The sequence below is a fragment of the Bacillus cereus group sp. BfR-BA-01408 genome (assembly GCF_022663305.1).
In the GTDB taxonomy this organism is placed as follows: domain Bacteria; phylum Bacillota; class Bacilli; order Bacillales; family Bacillaceae_G; genus Bacillus_A; species Bacillus_A pacificus.
Map to the genome: position 1 here is coordinate 1 of NZ_JAKUFF010000001.1, position 16,037 is coordinate 16,037.

Sequence of the window (16,037 nt, forward strand, 5' to 3'; positions counted from 1 at the left end):
GTGAACGACTGGCATAATATTGTAGCGGTAGCGGCTGGGTGGCGTCGTACCATTGGCCTTAAACTGGATGGAACGGTAATGGCAGTAGGGCGAAATAAAGAAGGAGAATGTAATGTAAGCAGCTGGCGAAATATTGTGGCTACGGCGGCGGGTGACTGGCATACAGTCGGTCTTAAAGTGGGCGGCACAGTGATGGGGGTGGGGAATAATCGATATGGACAATGCGATGTGAGCAGCTGGCGAGATATTGTAGCGGTAGCGGCTGGGTATCTTCATACTGTTGGCCTTAAAGTGGACGGCACAGTGATTGCAGTGGGGAATGATAAACATAACCAATGCGACGTAAGTGGCTGGCGAGGTATTGTAGCGATAGCAGCTGGTACGAATCATACAATCGGCCTGAAATCAGACGGTACCGTTGTGGCGGTGGGGTGGAATGAGTATGGTCAATGTAATATAAGTGATTGGCGCGATATTGTAGCGATAGCGGCTGGTTGTGCACATACAGTCGGCCTGAAATCAGACGGCACGGTGGTAGCAGTAGGTGAAAATACATACGGTCAATGTGACGTAAGTAGCTGGCGTAACATCCGGTTGCCTGGAAAATAGTCAATTTACAATAAATCATTAGTAATATTATTCTATTTAGGAGTAATTATGGAATAGGATATGTAGAAAATAATTAAACTTAAATCTGCTGAATAAGAATCCCTTTTGAAAAGGGATTCTTATTGTTTTTCGTAAAATGATTGTCTAAATGGAATTTTTGAACAAACTTTATTGCAAAGTTGACAGTAGAAGAGATAAATAAAGTAAAGGGGAGAAAAAGGAATGTTTAAAAGGTTTTTACTTTCTTTACTGGATGTTTTACTTATATGTATCGTTCTCTACATAACATATACAAATTCTTTTAGTTTTGGAAAGATGTTAGTAATTTCAATTGCAATTGGAATTATTGGTGGTTTTATTATAAGAATATGTAAGGATTTATTTACTTTTATCCAGTGGACAATTGAACAAAAGAAGTCTTGACTATGCTTAATTGTTACTAGGAGGGGATGGAATGAATCAGAAAAAGAGTAGGGTGAAAAACGAGATAGTACTTTGGACATTAACAGCGGTTGTTCTCATCATTGTATGGTACTTTTATCAAAAATAAAAACGCATCGCACTTTGAAAAAAAGCACGATGCGTTTTTATTATTTCTTTTGCCAATTTTCTTTTATAAAGTCTTCACGGCCAGATTCTTTTTGCTCAGTAGCATATTTCTCTGGGTTCTTTTTATAGAAATGCTGGTGGTATTCCTCAGCTTCATAAAAAGGTGCAGCTGGGCGAATTTCAGTTACGATTGGCTCTTTAAACATACCGCTTTCTGCAAGAGCTTGTTTTGATTTTTCAGCAAGCTCTTTTTGCGTTTCGGTATGATAAAAAATAGCGGTGCGATAAGATGGACCACGGTCAAAAAATTGTCCGCCATCATCAGTTGGATCGATTTGTGGCCAATATAAATCCAGTAATTTTTCATATGGGAAAATAGAAGGATCAAATGTAATTTGTACAACTTCTAAATGACCAGATGTACCCGCTTTTACTTGTTCATATGTTGGGTTTTCTACATGACCACCTGCATAGCCGGAAAGTACTTTATGAATGCCAGGAAGTTCATCAAATGGCTTTACCATGCACCAAAAGCAACCGCCTGCAAAGGTTGCGAGTTCGTATGTTTTTTCGGACATTGCTGTAATCCTCCTAAATATATATGTTTTATATAGTATTATACAATTTGTTTTATTGCGCAATAAAAAAGATTTGAAAATATATGTTTTTTATAAACAAGATCCTCCGCTCACATCAATTAATTGTCCAGTAACCCAGCGGCTGTCTGGAGAAGCAAGAAATGCGGCAGTATCGGCAATGTCTTCTACTTCACCTAAGCGATTGAAAGCGGAAATAGTAGTAGCGTACTGCTTCATCATTGGATCGCTCAAGAGTTCTGCATTCATATCCGTTTTAATAAACCCTGGAAGTATTGCATTCACCGTTATTCCTCGTGCTCCAAGCTGTTTTGCTAGTGTAAAAGTCATTGTATTAATAGCGCCTTTCGTCATACTATATGCAACAAAATCAGGTAAAGAAATGCGGGTCGCAGCGGATGAAATATTAATAATTCGGCTATTGTCACGTAAACGTGGAAGTGCTTGTTGAATGATAAAGAATGGTGCTTTTGCATTTACTGAAACCATTCTATCAAAAAATTGTTCAGTCGTTTCTTCAATAAAAGCACCAGGACCAATGCCAGCATTGTTTATTAAAATATCAAATTGTGTTTCACCAGTGCGCTTTTGTAATTCAGTATCTAAAGCGTTATAAAGGTTTTCTACACCGTGTAAGGATTCTAAATTTGCGCCGATAGAAAAAGCTTGACCACCCTCTGATCGAATTTCATGAACAGTTTCTTCAGCGTCATCTTTTCGATTACCGTAATGAACAGCAACCAATGCACCGTCATTTGCTAAACGTTTAGCGATCGCTCGTCCAATTCCTCGGCTTGCTCCTGTAACTAACGCTACTTTCCCTTTTAACATAGTCTCCTCATCTCCTCGTAAACTTTATAAGTTTTTCTTTATGTAGTAATGCAAACATACTTAAGTAATATATGAGTGTATGTAAGTAATGTATTCCAATTTTGATTTTTTTGAAAAAACATGTTGACAATGAAAAGAACAACGTCCTATAATACGTGTAACAAATAAAAGTTAATTAAGAATTTTCTAACTTTATATGTTATATATGCAAAGAAGAGGAAAGTAGATGGTTATGATCGTTTCAGAGAGCTGCTCCTAGGCTGTGAGAGTGGTAACAATCGAATCATTGAAGATCACCTCGGAGCATCGCTTGCGAAAGGGAAACTGAGTAGAGAGCGACGGCATCGTCTCCGGTAAAAGGACGGGGGTCTAATTGGACCTACAGAGCTTATATTTCGCGAGAAGTATAAGGAAGCTGAGTGGTAACGCGAAACTCTCGCCTCAGCAATCAAAGCTACTAAATTGTAGTAGTTGATTGCTGAGGCGAGAGTTTTTATTTTTAAAAATAAGAGAATGCGTAGAAGAGGAGAGTAAATGATAAAAATTGTTTCAGAGAGCTACCCAGATGCTGTGAGGGTGGCAACAATTTCATCATTGAAGATCACCTCGGAGCACTACTTTTGAAAACTAGTAAAAAGTAGCGGAGTTGTTTCCGATAGAAAAACAAAAGTCTAATTGGACTTGCAGAGCTTATATTTCGTGAGAAGTGTAAGGAAGCTGAGTGGTACCACGATTCCCTCGTCTCAGCAATGGATCGCTACAAGTATGTATGTAATCGATTGTTGAGACGAGTATATTTTTAAGGTTTATATACTGAATATTCTGTTAAAAAACACTCATCTCAGCAATCGATATAGAAATAGATTGCAAAAATAGAGAGAAAAAAAGAGGAGCGATGTGAGATGGGAAATCAGTACATTTATATGAATGGGGAATTTGTAGAAAAAGAAAAGGCAGTTGTTTCAGTATATGATCACGGTTTTTTATACGGAGACGGTGTATTTGAAGGGATTCGTAGTTACGGTGGAAATGTATTTTGTTTAAAAGAACATGTAAAACGATTATATGAATCGGCAAAATCTATTTTACTTACAATCCCGCTGACGGTTGACGAAATGGAAGAAGCGGTTTTACAGACACTTCAAAAAAATGAGTATGCAGATGCTTATATTCGGTTAATTGTTTCAAGAGGAAAAGGGGACTTAGGGCTCGATCCGAGAAGTTGTGTGAAACCGAGCGTTATTATCATTGCAGAACAATTAAAGTTATTCCCACAGGAATTTTACGATAATGGATTAAGCGTTGTATCTGTTGCATCAAGACGTAATACACCAGATGCATTAGACCCACGCATTAAGTCGATGAACTACTTAAATAACGTACTTGTAAAAATTGAAGCGGCACAAGCAGGAGTGCTAGAGGCTCTTATGTTAAATCAACAAGGATATGTTTGTGAAGGATCTGGAGATAATGTTTTCGTTGTGAAAGATGGAAAAGTATTAACCCCGCCATCCTATTTAGGAGCATTAGAAGGTATTACAAGAAATAGTGTTATTGAGCTATGTGAGCGACTTCATATTCCGTGTGAGGAAAGGCCATTTACTCGCCATGACGTATATGTAGCAGATGAAGTGTTTTTAACAGGAACGGCAGCGGAGTTAATTCCAGTTGTAAAAGTTGATTCCAGAGAAATTGGAGATGGGAAACCAGGAAGTGTAACGAAACAATTGACCGAAGAATTTAAAAAATTAACGAGAGAAAGAGGAGTACGTGTCCCCGGGCTGACGGAAAGCTTAGCATAAATAAAGAGAGGAGTTAATTGAAATGAAGCAGCAGTATACAGCGTATGAGAAGTTACAGTATGAAGAAATGACAGGCGCTGTGCACGTGATTCAATGTTTGAAGAAATTGGGTGTAACGACTGTTTTCGGTTATCCGGGTGGAGCGATTTTGCCAGTATACGATGCGTTATACGGAAGTGGTTTGAAGCACGTTTTAACTCGTCATGAACAAGCTGCCATTCATGCGGCAGAAGGATATGCGAGAGCTTCTGGAAAGGTCGGGGTAGTCTTTGCTACCTCTGGCCCAGGGGCGACGAATTTAGTTACGGGTTTAGCGGATGCTTATATGGATTCGATTCCTTTAGTTGTCATTACAGGGCAAGTTGCAAAGTCTTTAATTGGTAAAGATGGATTTCAAGAAGCGGATGTTGTTGGAATCACAGTACCTGTTACGAAGCATAATTACCAAATTCGTGATGTGAATCATTTATCACGCATCGTACAAGAAGCTTTTTACATCGCCGAAAGCGGGCGACCGGGGCCGGTATTAATTGATATTCCAAAAGATATTCAAAATGAAAATGTAACAAGTTTTTACAATGAAGTGATTGAGATTCCAGGGTACAAACTAGAGCCTATGCCAGACAGTATGAAACTGAAAGAGGTAGCTAAAGAAATTTCAAAAGCGAAACGCCCACTTCTTTATATTGGAGGAGGTGTCATTCATTCAGGTGGATCTGATGAACTTATCAAATTTGCGAGAGAAAATCGTATTCCAGTCGTGTCAACTTTAATGGGACTAGGTGCATATCCGCCGGGAGATTCATTATTTTTAGGAATGCTCGGTATGCATGGAACGTACGCTGCAAATATGGCAGTAACAGAATGTGACTTATTACTTGCTTTAGGTGTTCGCTTTGATGATCGTGTAACAGGAAAATTAGAACTCTTTTCTCCCTATTCAAAAAAGGTACATATTGATATAGATCCTTCGGAGTTTCATAAAAATGTAACTGTGGAATATCCAGTTGTTGGGGATGTGAAAAAAGCGTTACACATGTTGTTACATATGCCGATTTGTACACAGACGGATGAATGGCTTACGAAAACCGAGGAATGGAAAGCAGAATACCCTCTTTCCTATAATCAAAAAGAAAGTGATTTAAAACCGCAGCATGTTATTAGCTTAGTAAGTGAATTAACGAATGGTGAAGCGATTGTTACGACAGAAGTAGGACAGCATCAAATGTGGGCTGCGCATTTTTATAAAGCGAAAAATCCACGAACTTTTCTCACATCTGGCGGACTAGGAACGATGGGGTTTGGTTTCCCGGCGGCAATTGGTGCTCAGCTTGCGAAAGAAGAAGAACTCGTCATTTGTATTGCGGGTGATGCTTCTTTTCAAATGAATATTCAAGAACTACAAACAATTGCTGAAAATAACATCCCTGTAAAAGTATTTATTATAAACAATAAATTTTTAGGGATGGTAAGGCAATGGCAAGAAATGTTTTATGAAAATCGTTTATCAGAATCAAAAATTGGATCGCCAGATTTTGTGAAAGTGGCAGAAGCTTATGGAGTGAAGGGGTTAAGGGCTACAAATTCAATAGAGGCGAAACAAGTGATGTTAGAAGCAATTGCTCATGAAGGTCCTGTCGTAGTTGATTTTTGTGTAGAAGAAGGTGAAAACGTATTTCCGATGGTTCCGCCAAATAAAGGGAATAACGAAATGATTATGAAGAGGTGGGAAGAATGAGTCATACTTTTTCACTCGTTATTCATAACGAGCCAAGCGTCTTATTACGTATAAGTGGGATTTTTGCTCGGCGTGGCTATTATATTTCTTCTTTACATTTAAACGAAAGAGATACTAGTGGCGTTTCTGAAATGAAACTCACAGCAGTTTGTACTGAAAATGAAGCGACATTACTCGTTAGTCAGTTGAAAAAATTAATTGATGTACTGCAAGTAAATAAATTATAAGGAGTGTATCGAATATGAAAACGTATTATGAAAAAGATGCAAATGTAGAGTTATTAAAAGGGAAAACAGTTGCGGTAATTGGTTATGGATCTCAAGGTCATGCGCAGGCACAAAATTTACGTGATTCTGGTGTGGAAGTTGTAGTTGGTGTTCGACCAGGTAAGTCTTTTGAAGTAGCAAAAACAGATGGATTTGAAGTAATGTCTGTTTCAGAAGCAGTTCGAACCGCGCAAGTTGTACAAATGGTACTGCCAGATGAACAGCAAGCACATGTGTATAAAGCAGGGGTAGAAGAGAATCTCCGTGAAGGGCAAATGTTACTTTTCTCACATGGATTTAATATTCACTTCGGACAAATTAATCCGCCAAGTTACGTAGATGTAGCGATGGTCGCGCCAAAAAGTCCAGGACATCTCGTTCGCCGTGTATTTCAAGAAGGAAATGGTGTTCCGGCGTTAGTCGCAGTACATCAAGATGCAACGGGCACCGCATTACATGTAGCACTTGCGTATGCAAAAGGTGTAGGGTGTACACGTGCAGGTGTAATTGAAACGACATTCCAAGAAGAAACAGAGACGGATTTGTTTGGTGAGCAAGCGGTACTTTGCGGAGGTGTAACTGCACTTGTGAAAGCTGGTTTTGAAACGTTAACAGAAGGCGGATATCGCCCTGAAATTGCATACTTCGAATGTTTACATGAATTAAAGTTAATTGTTGATTTAATGTACGAAGGTGGTTTAACGAACATGCGCCATTCTATTTCCGATACGGCAGAGTTCGGAGATTATGTAACAGGATCGAGAATTGTTACAGATGAAACGAAGAAAGAAATGAAACGAGTACTTACAGAAATTCAGCAAGGTGAATTCGCGAAGAAATGGATTTTAGAAAACCAAGCTGGGCGTCCAACGTATAATGCGATGAAAAAAGCAGAGCAAAATCATCAGTTAGAAAAAGTAGGGGCTGAGCTTCGTGAAATGATGAGCTGGATTGATGCACCGAAAGAATTAGTAAAGAAATAGAGTAATAGATTGCAAGTGAAAAATACGTAAGAGGGGATTTGACAAGATGAGAAGTGACATGATTAAAAAAGGTTTTGATAAAGCGCCGCATCGTAGTTTATTAAAAGCAACTGGTTTGAAAGATGAAGATTTTGATAAACCGTTTATAGCAATCTGTAATTCTTTTATTGAAATTATTCCAGGTCATAAGCACTTAAATGAGTTTGGGAAACTTGTTAAAGAAGCAGTGCGTGCAGCAGGTATGGTTCCATTTGAATTTAATACAATTGGAGTAGATGACGGTATTGCGATGGGGCATATCGGTATGCGTTATTCGCTTCCGAGTCGTGAAATTATTGCAGATTCAGTAGAAACGGTTGTAAATGCCCATTGGTTTGATGGTATGATTTGTATTCCAAACTGTGACAAAATCACACCTGGTATGATGATGGCGGCACTTCGTATTAACATTCCAACTGTTTTTGTCTCAGGTGGTCCGATGGCGGCCGGAAAAACATCTAAAGGAGAAGTTGTCGATTTAAGTTCTGTGTTCGAAGGAGTAGGAGCATATCAATCTGGGAAAATTTCAGAAGAAGAATTAAAGGATATTGAAGATCATGGCTGTCCATCTTGTGGTTCTTGTTCTGGTATGTTTACAGCGAATTCTATGAATTGTTTATGTGAAGTATTAGGTTTAGCTCTTCCTGGTAACGGTAGTATTTTAGCTATTGATCCAAGACGCGAAGAATTAATTAAACAAGCAGCAGAGAAATTAAAGATTTTAATTGAAAGAGATATTAAACCGAGAGACATCGTAACAGAAGAAGCAATTGATGATGCGTTCGCGCTTGATATGGCGATGGGCGGTTCAACAAATACAGTGTTACATACATTAGCACTCGCACATGAGGCAGGACTAGATTATGATATGAGCCGTATTGATGCCGTTTCAAGGCGTGTACCACATTTATGTAAAGTAAGCCCTGCTTCCAATTGGCATATGGAAGATATTGATCGTGCAGGCGGGATTAGTGCAATTTTGAAAGAGATGAGCCGAAAAGAAGGAGTACTTCATTTAGATCGTATTACTGCTACGGGGCAAACATTAAGAGAAAATATTGCTCATGCAGAGATTAAAGATAAGGAAGTTATTCATTCTCTTGAAAACCCTCATAGTGAAGAAGGGGGATTACGTATATTAAAAGGAAACCTCGCGAAAGATGGAGCAGTTATTAAAAGCGGAGCAACTGAAGTAAAACGATTTGAAGGACCATGCGTTATTTTTAATTCACAAGATGAGGCTCTTGCGGGTATTATGCTTGGGAAAGTGAAGAAAGGAGATGTAGTTGTTATTCGTTATGAAGGACCAAGAGGCGGTCCTGGTATGCCGGAAATGTTAGCACCAACGTCAGCAATTGCTGGCATGGGATTAGGTGCAGATGTTGCGCTATTAACGGATGGTCGTTTCTCTGGTGCTTCACGTGGTATTTCGGTAGGGCATATTTCACCAGAAGCAGCTGCGGGCGGGACGATTGCACTTCTTGAACAAGGGGATATCGTTTGTATCGATGTTGAGGAAAGGTTGTTAGAAGTAAGAGTGAGTGACGAAGAATTAGATAAGCGTAAAAAAGAATGGAAACGACCAGAACCGAAAGTGAAAACGGGCTGGCTTGGGCGTTATGCACAAATGGTAACATCGGCGAATACAGGTGCAGTCTTAAAAGTCCCGAATTTTGATTGAGCTAATTAAAAAGAGATAAGGATGATATGAAATGGTGCAAAAGGTAAAGGAGAGAGTGAAAATTGAAGATATCTTAATGGCTCATAATTGCTTGAAAGATATCGTTATTAAAACACCGTTACAACGTGATACAGTTTTATCTGAGAAATATGATTGTGACGTTTATGTAAAACGAGAAGATTTACAATTGATTCGCTCTTTCAAAATTCGTGGTGCGTACAATTTAATTCAAAGCTTACCGAAAGAACAATTACAAAACGGTGTTGTTTGCGCAAGCGCTGGTAATCACGCACAAGGGGTAGCTTATACGTGTAATTTATTGAAGATTCCGTCAAAAATCTTTATGCCAACAACGACGCCGAAACAAAAAGTATCGCAAGTACAATTTTTCGGTGGTGATTTCGCAGAGATTGTATTAGTTGGTGATACATTCGATAGCTCTTTTCAAGAAGCACAGCGTTATTGTGAAGAAAATAGAATGACGTTTGTTCATCCATTTGATGATCCGTATGTGGTTGCTGGTCAAGGAACAGTGGCAGTTGAAATTATGCATGATATGGAGAAACCAGTGGATTATATCTTTACAGCAATTGGCGGCGGTGGATTAGCATCAGGTGTTGGTACATATGTGAAAGGTGTTAGTCCTGCTACAAAGGTTATTGGGGTAGAGCCAATGGGAGCAGCATCTATGAAAGAGGCTTTTCTTCAAAACGATAATGTCGCATTGGAGAAAATAGATAGTTTTGTTGATGGAGCAGCAGTTAAAAAGGTAGGAAAGTTAACATTTGAAACGTGTAAAGATGTAATTGATGACATCGTTTTAGTACCAGAAGGAAAGGTTTGTACGACGATTTTAGAACTGTATAAGAAAAATGCGATTGTAGCAGAGCCTGCTGGTGCACTTTCTATTGCAGCACTTGATCTATACAAGGATGAAATTAAAGGTAAAACAGTTGTATGCACATTAAGTGGTGGAAATAACGATATTGATAGAATGCAGGAGATGAAAGAACGTTCTCTCATTTACGAAGGATTAAAACATTATTTCATCATTGAATTCCCGCAGCGTTCAGGTGCGCTAAGAGAATTTCTTGATAAAGGATTAGGACCAGAAGATGATATTACGCGCTTTGAGTATATTAAGAAACATAATAAGGAAAATGGTCCAGCGTTAGTCGGAGTAGAGTTAAAACATAAAGAAGATTACGCGCAGTTAATTACCCGTTTTAAAGAAAATAACATTCAATTTATGGAGCTTAATAAAAATCCTGTTTTGTTTGATTTACTTATTTAATAGAAGGAAAGAGTTAGCATCCAAATAAAAAAGATAGATACAAGCAATGGAAATGCTGCTTGTTCTATCTTTTTTATAGTTAAACTATATACTTTCCATATTCAAGAAGGATAAAGCTAGTTAACCAAAAGAGTATCGCAATGCGAATAATTACATACATAGTAAATTCAAAGGTAGTAAGTTTTCGCTCGCGTTTTATTTTTTTTAGAAGTCTAACAGAGAAAAATGAACATAAAAGTAGAACGGCTATAGATATTTTATAAATGTTTTCTAACAAACTTACATTTTCTAATAAATCTTTCAGCATGTTCATCACCTATTCTGTAAAGTATGTTACAGAGAAATAGATCTTGCGTTGTCTAGTTTCGTTTGTTTTTTATGTTCCCTGTATCATCAATGTCTACATCAGTTGAAATTGTTTGTAAGTATTGTAGAGCTTTTCTCTTTTCTTCCTCATTTACAGGGGAAACTTGATTGTTACGGATGATATAAGGATTGAATGACATTTGGACATCCTTTCCTTTAAAAGTTAAAGTTAATACGCCAGTTTCGGCACTTTTTCCGTTCACATAACTTGGGAATAAAAAGTTACCTAATGAATAAGCGATAGGAACTTTATTATAATACTCAAATCCTTGTAACCAATGCGGGTGACTCCCGACAATCGCGTCAGCCCCTGCTTCAACCATTTTAGGTACATATTGTTTTTGGTATTCTACAGGACGATTTGATTTCTCAACGCCCCAATGCATATAGACGATTAAATAGTCTGCGTCTTTCTTTTGTTCTTTAATTGTTTTTGTTACGAGATTTAAATCATACCCATTCGCAACACCAGGTTTATTGTCACCAGCTACCCAATTCGTATCAGGCATAAATCGAACGAAGGAAAGAAATTTGAATTTTTTTCCTTTTACAGTCATTTCTCGTGCTGTATATGCATCTTTTGCATTTTTTCCGGCTCCGATATAAGGGAACTTTAATTTTTCTACATGAGAGATTGTATCTAATAATCCATCTTGCCCATAATCAAGTGTATGGTTATTCCCGATATTTACGATGTCATAACCGGTGTTTTTTATAGCTTGAAGCGTGGATGGATCACTTTTAATCCAAAACAGTTGTCCTGGAGCTTTCTTTTCTCTCGTTGTAAATGCTGACTCTAAATTAACGAAAGAAATATCAGCTTTTGTTATTTCTTCTTTTACATGTTGGAATGGATAATCAGCCCCGTTTTTTTCGATTACCGGACGTAATTGCCAATCGAACATTGTATCACCAGAAAAGGTGAGGGTAATTTCCGGGTTTTCTATTTTCTTCTCGCTCGTTGAAGCAGTTTTGCTAGATTTGTTTTGGAAATCGGGTTTGTCTTTCGCTTTTGAAGTAAAAGAGTGGTTAATTAATACAACAATTGGCGTAATGCAAAAGGCTATTAACAAAAATCGTTTTAGTAAAGTTTTCATAAATACCTTCCCTTTTGAGTTTATCCCGCAATTCAATTAGCAATGAGTCTACAAAAAAGTAATTGGTTTATGTACAGATATAAAAAATGCGGTTTATGCAGTGGAAAACATTTGTTAATATTCTCAATATTAAGTTAACATATAGATAACCTGTAAATCAATGAATAAACCAAAATATAGAAATAAAGAATTTGAAGGGTGAAGAATGAGAAATGGTTATATTAGGAGCAGTTGTAAATGGAATTTGCATTATATGTGGTACTTTACTAGGTAAATTATTTAGTAGAATTCCAGAAAGTATGAAGGGAACAATTATGCATGCAATCGGTTTAGCGGTTACTGTACTTGGACTTCAAATGGCATTGAAAAGTGAAAATTTTCTTGTTGTCATACTAAGTTTAGTAATTGGTACCGTTATCGGGGAATGGTTACAATTAGAGGGAAAGTTAAAACAGTTAGGAGATTGGCTAGAAAATAAAGTTGGATCGAAAGGGAAAGGGAGTATATCAGAAGGTTTTGTAACAGCTACTTTAATATTTGCAATTGGTGCGATGGGTATACTTGGTGCACTCGACAGTGGGATTCGCGGAAATCACGATATTTTATTTACAAAGGCAATTATCGATGGATTTATTTCTATTATATTAACGACAACTCTAGGGATTGGCGTAGTATTTTCAGCGATTCCAGTCATTTTATATGAAGGTGGTATTGCGGTTTTTGCAACACAAATTAATAGTTTGGTTCCGAAAGAATTAATGAATCAATTTATAGTAGAAATGACAGCTACAGGTGGTATTATGATAGCCGCTATCGGATTGAACTTACTTAGTATTATTAAAATTAAAGTGGCAAATTTACTGCCAGGTATATTGATAGTTGGAATCATTGTTTCACTTATTTATGGTTACGGTTTAATAGTAAAGTAGTAGGGGATGAAGGTACATATGGAGGAATTTCAATTTACAAAACGTGTTCATAACATATTGAAGATTGCAGCAGAAGAGGGAGAAAGTAATATCATTCAACCAGTTCATTTATTTATTGGCATGTGTAAAGAAGGTACTGGCGTATGCAGCGAGTTGTATATGTATTTGTTTCGTAACGTGGGGACGGATTTTTTAGAAAAACTTTCAATACAAAAACAAAATGATTTAACGAATCAAGAGTATAAAAAAATAGGGCATTATAAGTTATCATATAAGACTCTAGAAGTTTTACAAATAGCGAAAAAACGTATGGAACGTTTTCAGCAAGCAATAATGAATGAAGGACATGTTATATATGCACTCTTTCGCGCGGATACGTTTATTGAAAATCCACAAATACAAAAAGAGATATTACGTATTGTAGAAGAGCCAAGAGATTTAGCGGTTGATTTAAAATGTTTTGTTCCTGCTTATACTCATTTAACTTGTCATGTTAGAAAGGCTAACTCTTCTGATTTTGGGAAATTAGTAAGTTTTGTTAGTGAGGAATTTGGTGAACGTTGGTTACATTCGATAGAGTACGGATTTCGTACATATAAAGAAAATGTACCTATTTATATAGCAGAACAAGAAGAAGTGATAGTAGGTTTCGCTTGTTATGACGTAGTGAGAGGAAAGAAAGGATTGTTTGGTCCAATGGGCACGGCGAAACAAAATCGTGTGAAAAGTGTAGGGAAGCAATTGTTACATCGTTGTTTACATAGTATGAAGCAAGAAGGATATGAATATGCAATTATTGGGCAAGCAGGTCCGATTGAGTTTTATGAAAGAACTTGTGATGCTCGTTTAATACCGATAGGGAATAAGTAACCAACTCCATATACGGGAGTTGGTTTTATTATGAAAAAAATGTGGGAATGTAGTGGTTTTTATTAGAAAATAGCGGGTTTTGTAGTAAATCTTACATATAAAGCAAATTACTAAACTTTTTATAAGAAAGGGTGTAGAATGGGTATCTAAAGAAAGAAGGTGTGAAAATGGCCAGCTGGAAACGAAATTTAATGATTTGTTGGCTAGGTTGTTTTACCACTGCAGCCGGTATGAGTTTAGTAATTCCTTTTTTATCTTTTTATATTGAGGAATTAGGAGTGACTGGCACTTCAAGTATTGCACAGTGGTCGGGACTTGCATTTGGTGTAACATTTTTAATGGGTGCGATCGTATCACCGATATGGGGAAAGCTTGGTGATATACATGGACGGAAATTGATGCTAATTCGTGCTAGCCTTGGTATGGCGATTATTATGACGCTTATGGGGTTTGTAACGGATGTATATCAATTAGTCGCACTAAGATTTTTAATGGGAGCAGTATCTGGTTTCCTTTCAACCGCGATGACATTTATTGCAGCAGAAACTCCGAAAGAACATTCAGGTTGGGCAATTTCTACAATTTCAACTGGTGGCGTGAGCGGTTCTTTACTTGGTCCATTACTTGGAGGATATTTGTCTGAGTTAATTGGAATGCGCCATGTTTTTCTTGTTACAGGAGCTTTTTTATTCCTTTCCTTTCTCATCGTTTTTTTCTTCTTACATGAAGAAAATCACTCTGCTCAAGCAAAAAAAGTACAAACGAAAAAAGTATGGACGATGGTTCCAGCTAAGCATTTAATTATTAGTTTGTTTGTAACAACATTTATTATTCAACTTGCTAATATGTCTGTTCAGCCAATTGTTACATTATACGTGAAAAATTTAGTTGGTCCTCAAACTGCGCATATTGAAACAATTGCGGGCGCTGTTATGTCAGCGACAGGATTAGCTGTTATTTTGGCAGCACCAAGACTCGGACGATTATCAGATCATATCGGTCCTCAAAAAACGTTAGTTGTAGCGTTGTTTGCTGCAGGAATTATTTTTATTCCGCAAGCATTTGTAACCTCAGCTTGGCAACTATTAATTCTTCGATTTTTATTAGGTATCGCACAAGCAGGATTATTACCTTCCGTACAAACTCTACTAAAACAACATACACCAACCCATGTAACGGGACGAATATTTGGGTATAATCAATCGTTTCAGTTTTTAGGAAATATGATTGGACCAATACTTGGTGGACAAATTGCAGCGCATGCTGGTTTCCAATATGTTTTCTTCTCTACATCATCACTATTGTTTATTGCGTGCATTTGGGTTTATTTTCATAATAAGAACGAAGAAGTATCAGAGAAACGACATTTGGAAGTTAGTTAACTAAGTGAAAGAAAAAAGGATGAGGCAATGAATGCTTCATCCTTTTTTCTTTAAAATTGGAGACAAAGATAACTTAATGTACCAAGCTCGTAACTGCGATGAATGACTTCACCGCTATTTTCGCCACTTCCCATAGCGATAAATAAAGGTACAAAATGCTCTGCTCTTGGTACTGCTAATTGTGCATGAGGGGCATTTTTCTCCCAATTAAATAATGCATCTTTATCAGCAGCCTGCATATGTTTAATAATCCAATCATCAAATTCAATTGCCCATTGTTCGGGCGTAGTTTGATTCCATTTCAGTGCTCGTAAGTTATGAACGGTAACACCGCTACCGATTACTAAAATATCTTCTTGTCCAAGTCCTTTTAATGCTTCTCCAATCTTAAATTGTTCTTTTGCAGCAAGGAATGGATTTACTGATATTTGGACGACAGGAATATTTGCTTCTGGATACATGCGATACAAGAGTGTCCATGAGCCATGATCTAAACCTCTCGTCATATTATGATGGACTGGAATACCTTTGTTTTTAAACTTTGTTTCTAACATGGATGCAATGCTAGAAGAACCTTTTGCACGATATTTAATTTCGTATAACTCTGGAGGAAAACCTCCAAAATCATAAATTGTTTCATATTCTTGATCTGATGAGGAAATCGTTAATACTTCACTTTCCCAGTGAGCAGTGAAAATAACAATTGCTTTCGGTTTATACGTTTCTCCAAGTATTTTTAAAAAACTTGTATAATCTGTATCTTGAATAGCGAGCATTGGTGAACCATGTGCTAAAAATAGTGATGGCATCATAGTAGAAACCTCCTAAAAATATAATGATTACTTTATGTAAGCAACTATATAATTTTATGTCGTTTTCGTCAACAGAAATAGTTTGACAGCTAATCGGAAAAGGAAGGCATTTGTCATAATGAAAGCAATTGCATATAATACATAATAAGAATAATGAATAGATATTCATTTTTGAGATACATAATAGAGTTGG

Annotated in this window: 16 protein-coding genes and 2 other annotated features; of the genes, 11 read left to right on the forward strand and 5 right to left on the reverse strand. The window is 37.2% G+C overall.

Annotation, left to right across the window (positions count from 1 at the left end; translation table 11 throughout):
- A partial coding sequence (locus MR083_RS00005; RefSeq protein ID WP_242268184.1) for an RCC1 domain-containing protein occupies window positions 1–609 on the forward strand: 609 nt, incomplete at its 5' end.
- Window positions 610–831: 222 nt separating this feature from the next.
- Window positions 832–1,032 (forward strand): hypothetical protein, encoded by a 201-nt coding sequence (locus MR083_RS00010; RefSeq protein ID WP_000476275.1) that lies wholly within the window; start codon window positions 832–834, stop codon window positions 1,030–1,032.
- Between the two features lie 167 nt (window positions 1,033–1,199).
- Here the strand turns inward: MR083_RS00010 and msrA are convergent, their stop codons facing one another.
- A complete protein-coding gene (gene msrA / locus MR083_RS00015) occupies window positions 1,200–1,736 on the reverse strand; it encodes a peptide-methionine (S)-S-oxide reductase MsrA (RefSeq protein WP_001291871.1) in 537 nt (178 codons plus the stop codon).
- A gap of 90 nt (window positions 1,737–1,826) precedes the next feature.
- A complete protein-coding gene (locus MR083_RS00020; RefSeq protein WP_000911811.1) occupies window positions 1,827–2,585 on the reverse strand; it encodes an SDR family oxidoreductase in 759 nt (252 codons plus the stop codon).
- Window positions 2,586–2,786: 201 nt separating this feature from the next.
- Window positions 2,787–3,032 (forward strand) — a binding site (T-box leader).
- A gap of 62 nt (window positions 3,033–3,094) precedes the next feature.
- Window positions 3,095–3,334: a binding site (T-box leader), on the forward strand.
- Window positions 3,335–3,487: 153 nt separating this feature from the next.
- Between MR083_RS00020 and ilvE the strand changes: the two genes are divergently transcribed.
- From ilvE to ilvA, 6 genes are read left to right on the forward strand one after another with little or no spacing between them, the layout of a single operon-like run.
- Window positions 3,488–4,387, forward strand: coding sequence for a branched-chain-amino-acid transaminase (ilvE, locus tag MR083_RS00025; protein WP_016717163.1), 900 nt, complete (start codon window positions 3,488–3,490; stop codon window positions 4,385–4,387).
- Window positions 4,388–4,409: 22 nt separating this feature from the next.
- The gene (gene ilvB / locus MR083_RS00030; protein WP_242268185.1) at window positions 4,410–6,125 is read left to right on the forward strand and encodes an acetolactate synthase large subunit; all 1,716 of its coding nucleotides are present in this window, start codon (window positions 4,410–4,412) and stop codon (window positions 6,123–6,125) included.
- A complete protein-coding gene (locus MR083_RS00035; protein WP_000019916.1) occupies window positions 6,122–6,352 on the forward strand; it encodes an ACT domain-containing protein in 231 nt (76 codons plus the stop codon). The genes ilvB and MR083_RS00035 overlap by 4 nt, the downstream gene beginning before the upstream one ends.
- Window positions 6,353–6,366: 14 nt before the next feature.
- Window positions 6,367–7,374: a ketol-acid reductoisomerase gene (ilvC, locus tag MR083_RS00040; RefSeq protein WP_242268187.1), complete on the forward strand. Its 1,008-nt coding sequence runs from the start codon at window positions 6,367–6,369 to the stop codon at window positions 7,372–7,374.
- A gap of 46 nt (window positions 7,375–7,420) precedes the next feature.
- Window positions 7,421–9,094: a dihydroxy-acid dehydratase gene (gene ilvD / locus MR083_RS00045; RefSeq protein WP_001255810.1), complete on the forward strand. Its 1,674-nt coding sequence runs from the start codon at window positions 7,421–7,423 to the stop codon at window positions 9,092–9,094.
- Between the two features lie 31 nt (window positions 9,095–9,125).
- On the forward strand, window positions 9,126–10,388 hold the full coding sequence (gene ilvA / locus MR083_RS00050; RefSeq protein ID WP_242268188.1) for a threonine ammonia-lyase IlvA: 1,263 nt from the start codon (window positions 9,126–9,128) through the stop codon (window positions 10,386–10,388).
- A 79-nt stretch (window positions 10,389–10,467) separates the two neighbouring features.
- Here the strand turns inward: ilvA and MR083_RS00055 are convergent, their stop codons facing one another.
- Together MR083_RS00055 and MR083_RS00060 are read right to left on the reverse strand one after the other, a co-directional pair.
- Window positions 10,468–10,695, reverse strand: a complete 228-nt coding sequence (locus tag MR083_RS00055; protein ID WP_000910223.1) for a hypothetical protein — start codon at window positions 10,693–10,695, stop codon at window positions 10,468–10,470.
- Between the two features lie 52 nt (window positions 10,696–10,747).
- On the reverse strand, window positions 10,748–11,851 hold the full coding sequence (locus MR083_RS00060; protein WP_000854506.1) for a CapA family protein: 1,104 nt from the start codon (window positions 11,849–11,851) through the stop codon (window positions 10,748–10,750).
- 212 nt (window positions 11,852–12,063) lie between these two features.
- Here MR083_RS00060 and MR083_RS00065 point away from each other — a divergent pair, with 212 nt between their 5' ends.
- The 3 genes from MR083_RS00065 to MR083_RS00075 all read left to right on the forward strand — a co-directional run bounded on the left by MR083_RS00065 (window position 12,064) and on the right by MR083_RS00075 (window position 15,032).
- A complete protein-coding gene (locus tag MR083_RS00065) occupies window positions 12,064–12,780 on the forward strand; it encodes a DUF554 domain-containing protein (protein ID WP_000236008.1) in 717 nt (238 codons plus the stop codon).
- An 18-nt stretch (window positions 12,781–12,798) separates the two neighbouring features.
- Window positions 12,799–13,650, forward strand: a complete 852-nt coding sequence (locus MR083_RS00070; RefSeq protein WP_242268190.1) for a GNAT family N-acetyltransferase — start codon at window positions 12,799–12,801, stop codon at window positions 13,648–13,650.
- 167 nt (window positions 13,651–13,817) lie between these two features.
- Window positions 13,818–15,032 (forward strand): multidrug efflux MFS transporter, encoded by a 1,215-nt coding sequence (locus MR083_RS00075; RefSeq protein ID WP_000179308.1) that lies wholly within the window; start codon window positions 13,818–13,820, stop codon window positions 15,030–15,032.
- 50 nt (window positions 15,033–15,082) lie between these two features.
- On the opposite strand, the gene MR083_RS00080 is transcribed toward MR083_RS00075, so the two are convergent.
- On the reverse strand, window positions 15,083–15,844 hold the full coding sequence (locus MR083_RS00080) for a DODA-type extradiol aromatic ring-opening family dioxygenase (protein ID WP_242268192.1): 762 nt from the start codon (window positions 15,842–15,844) through the stop codon (window positions 15,083–15,085).
- Between the last annotated feature and the right edge of the window lie 193 nt (window positions 15,845–16,037).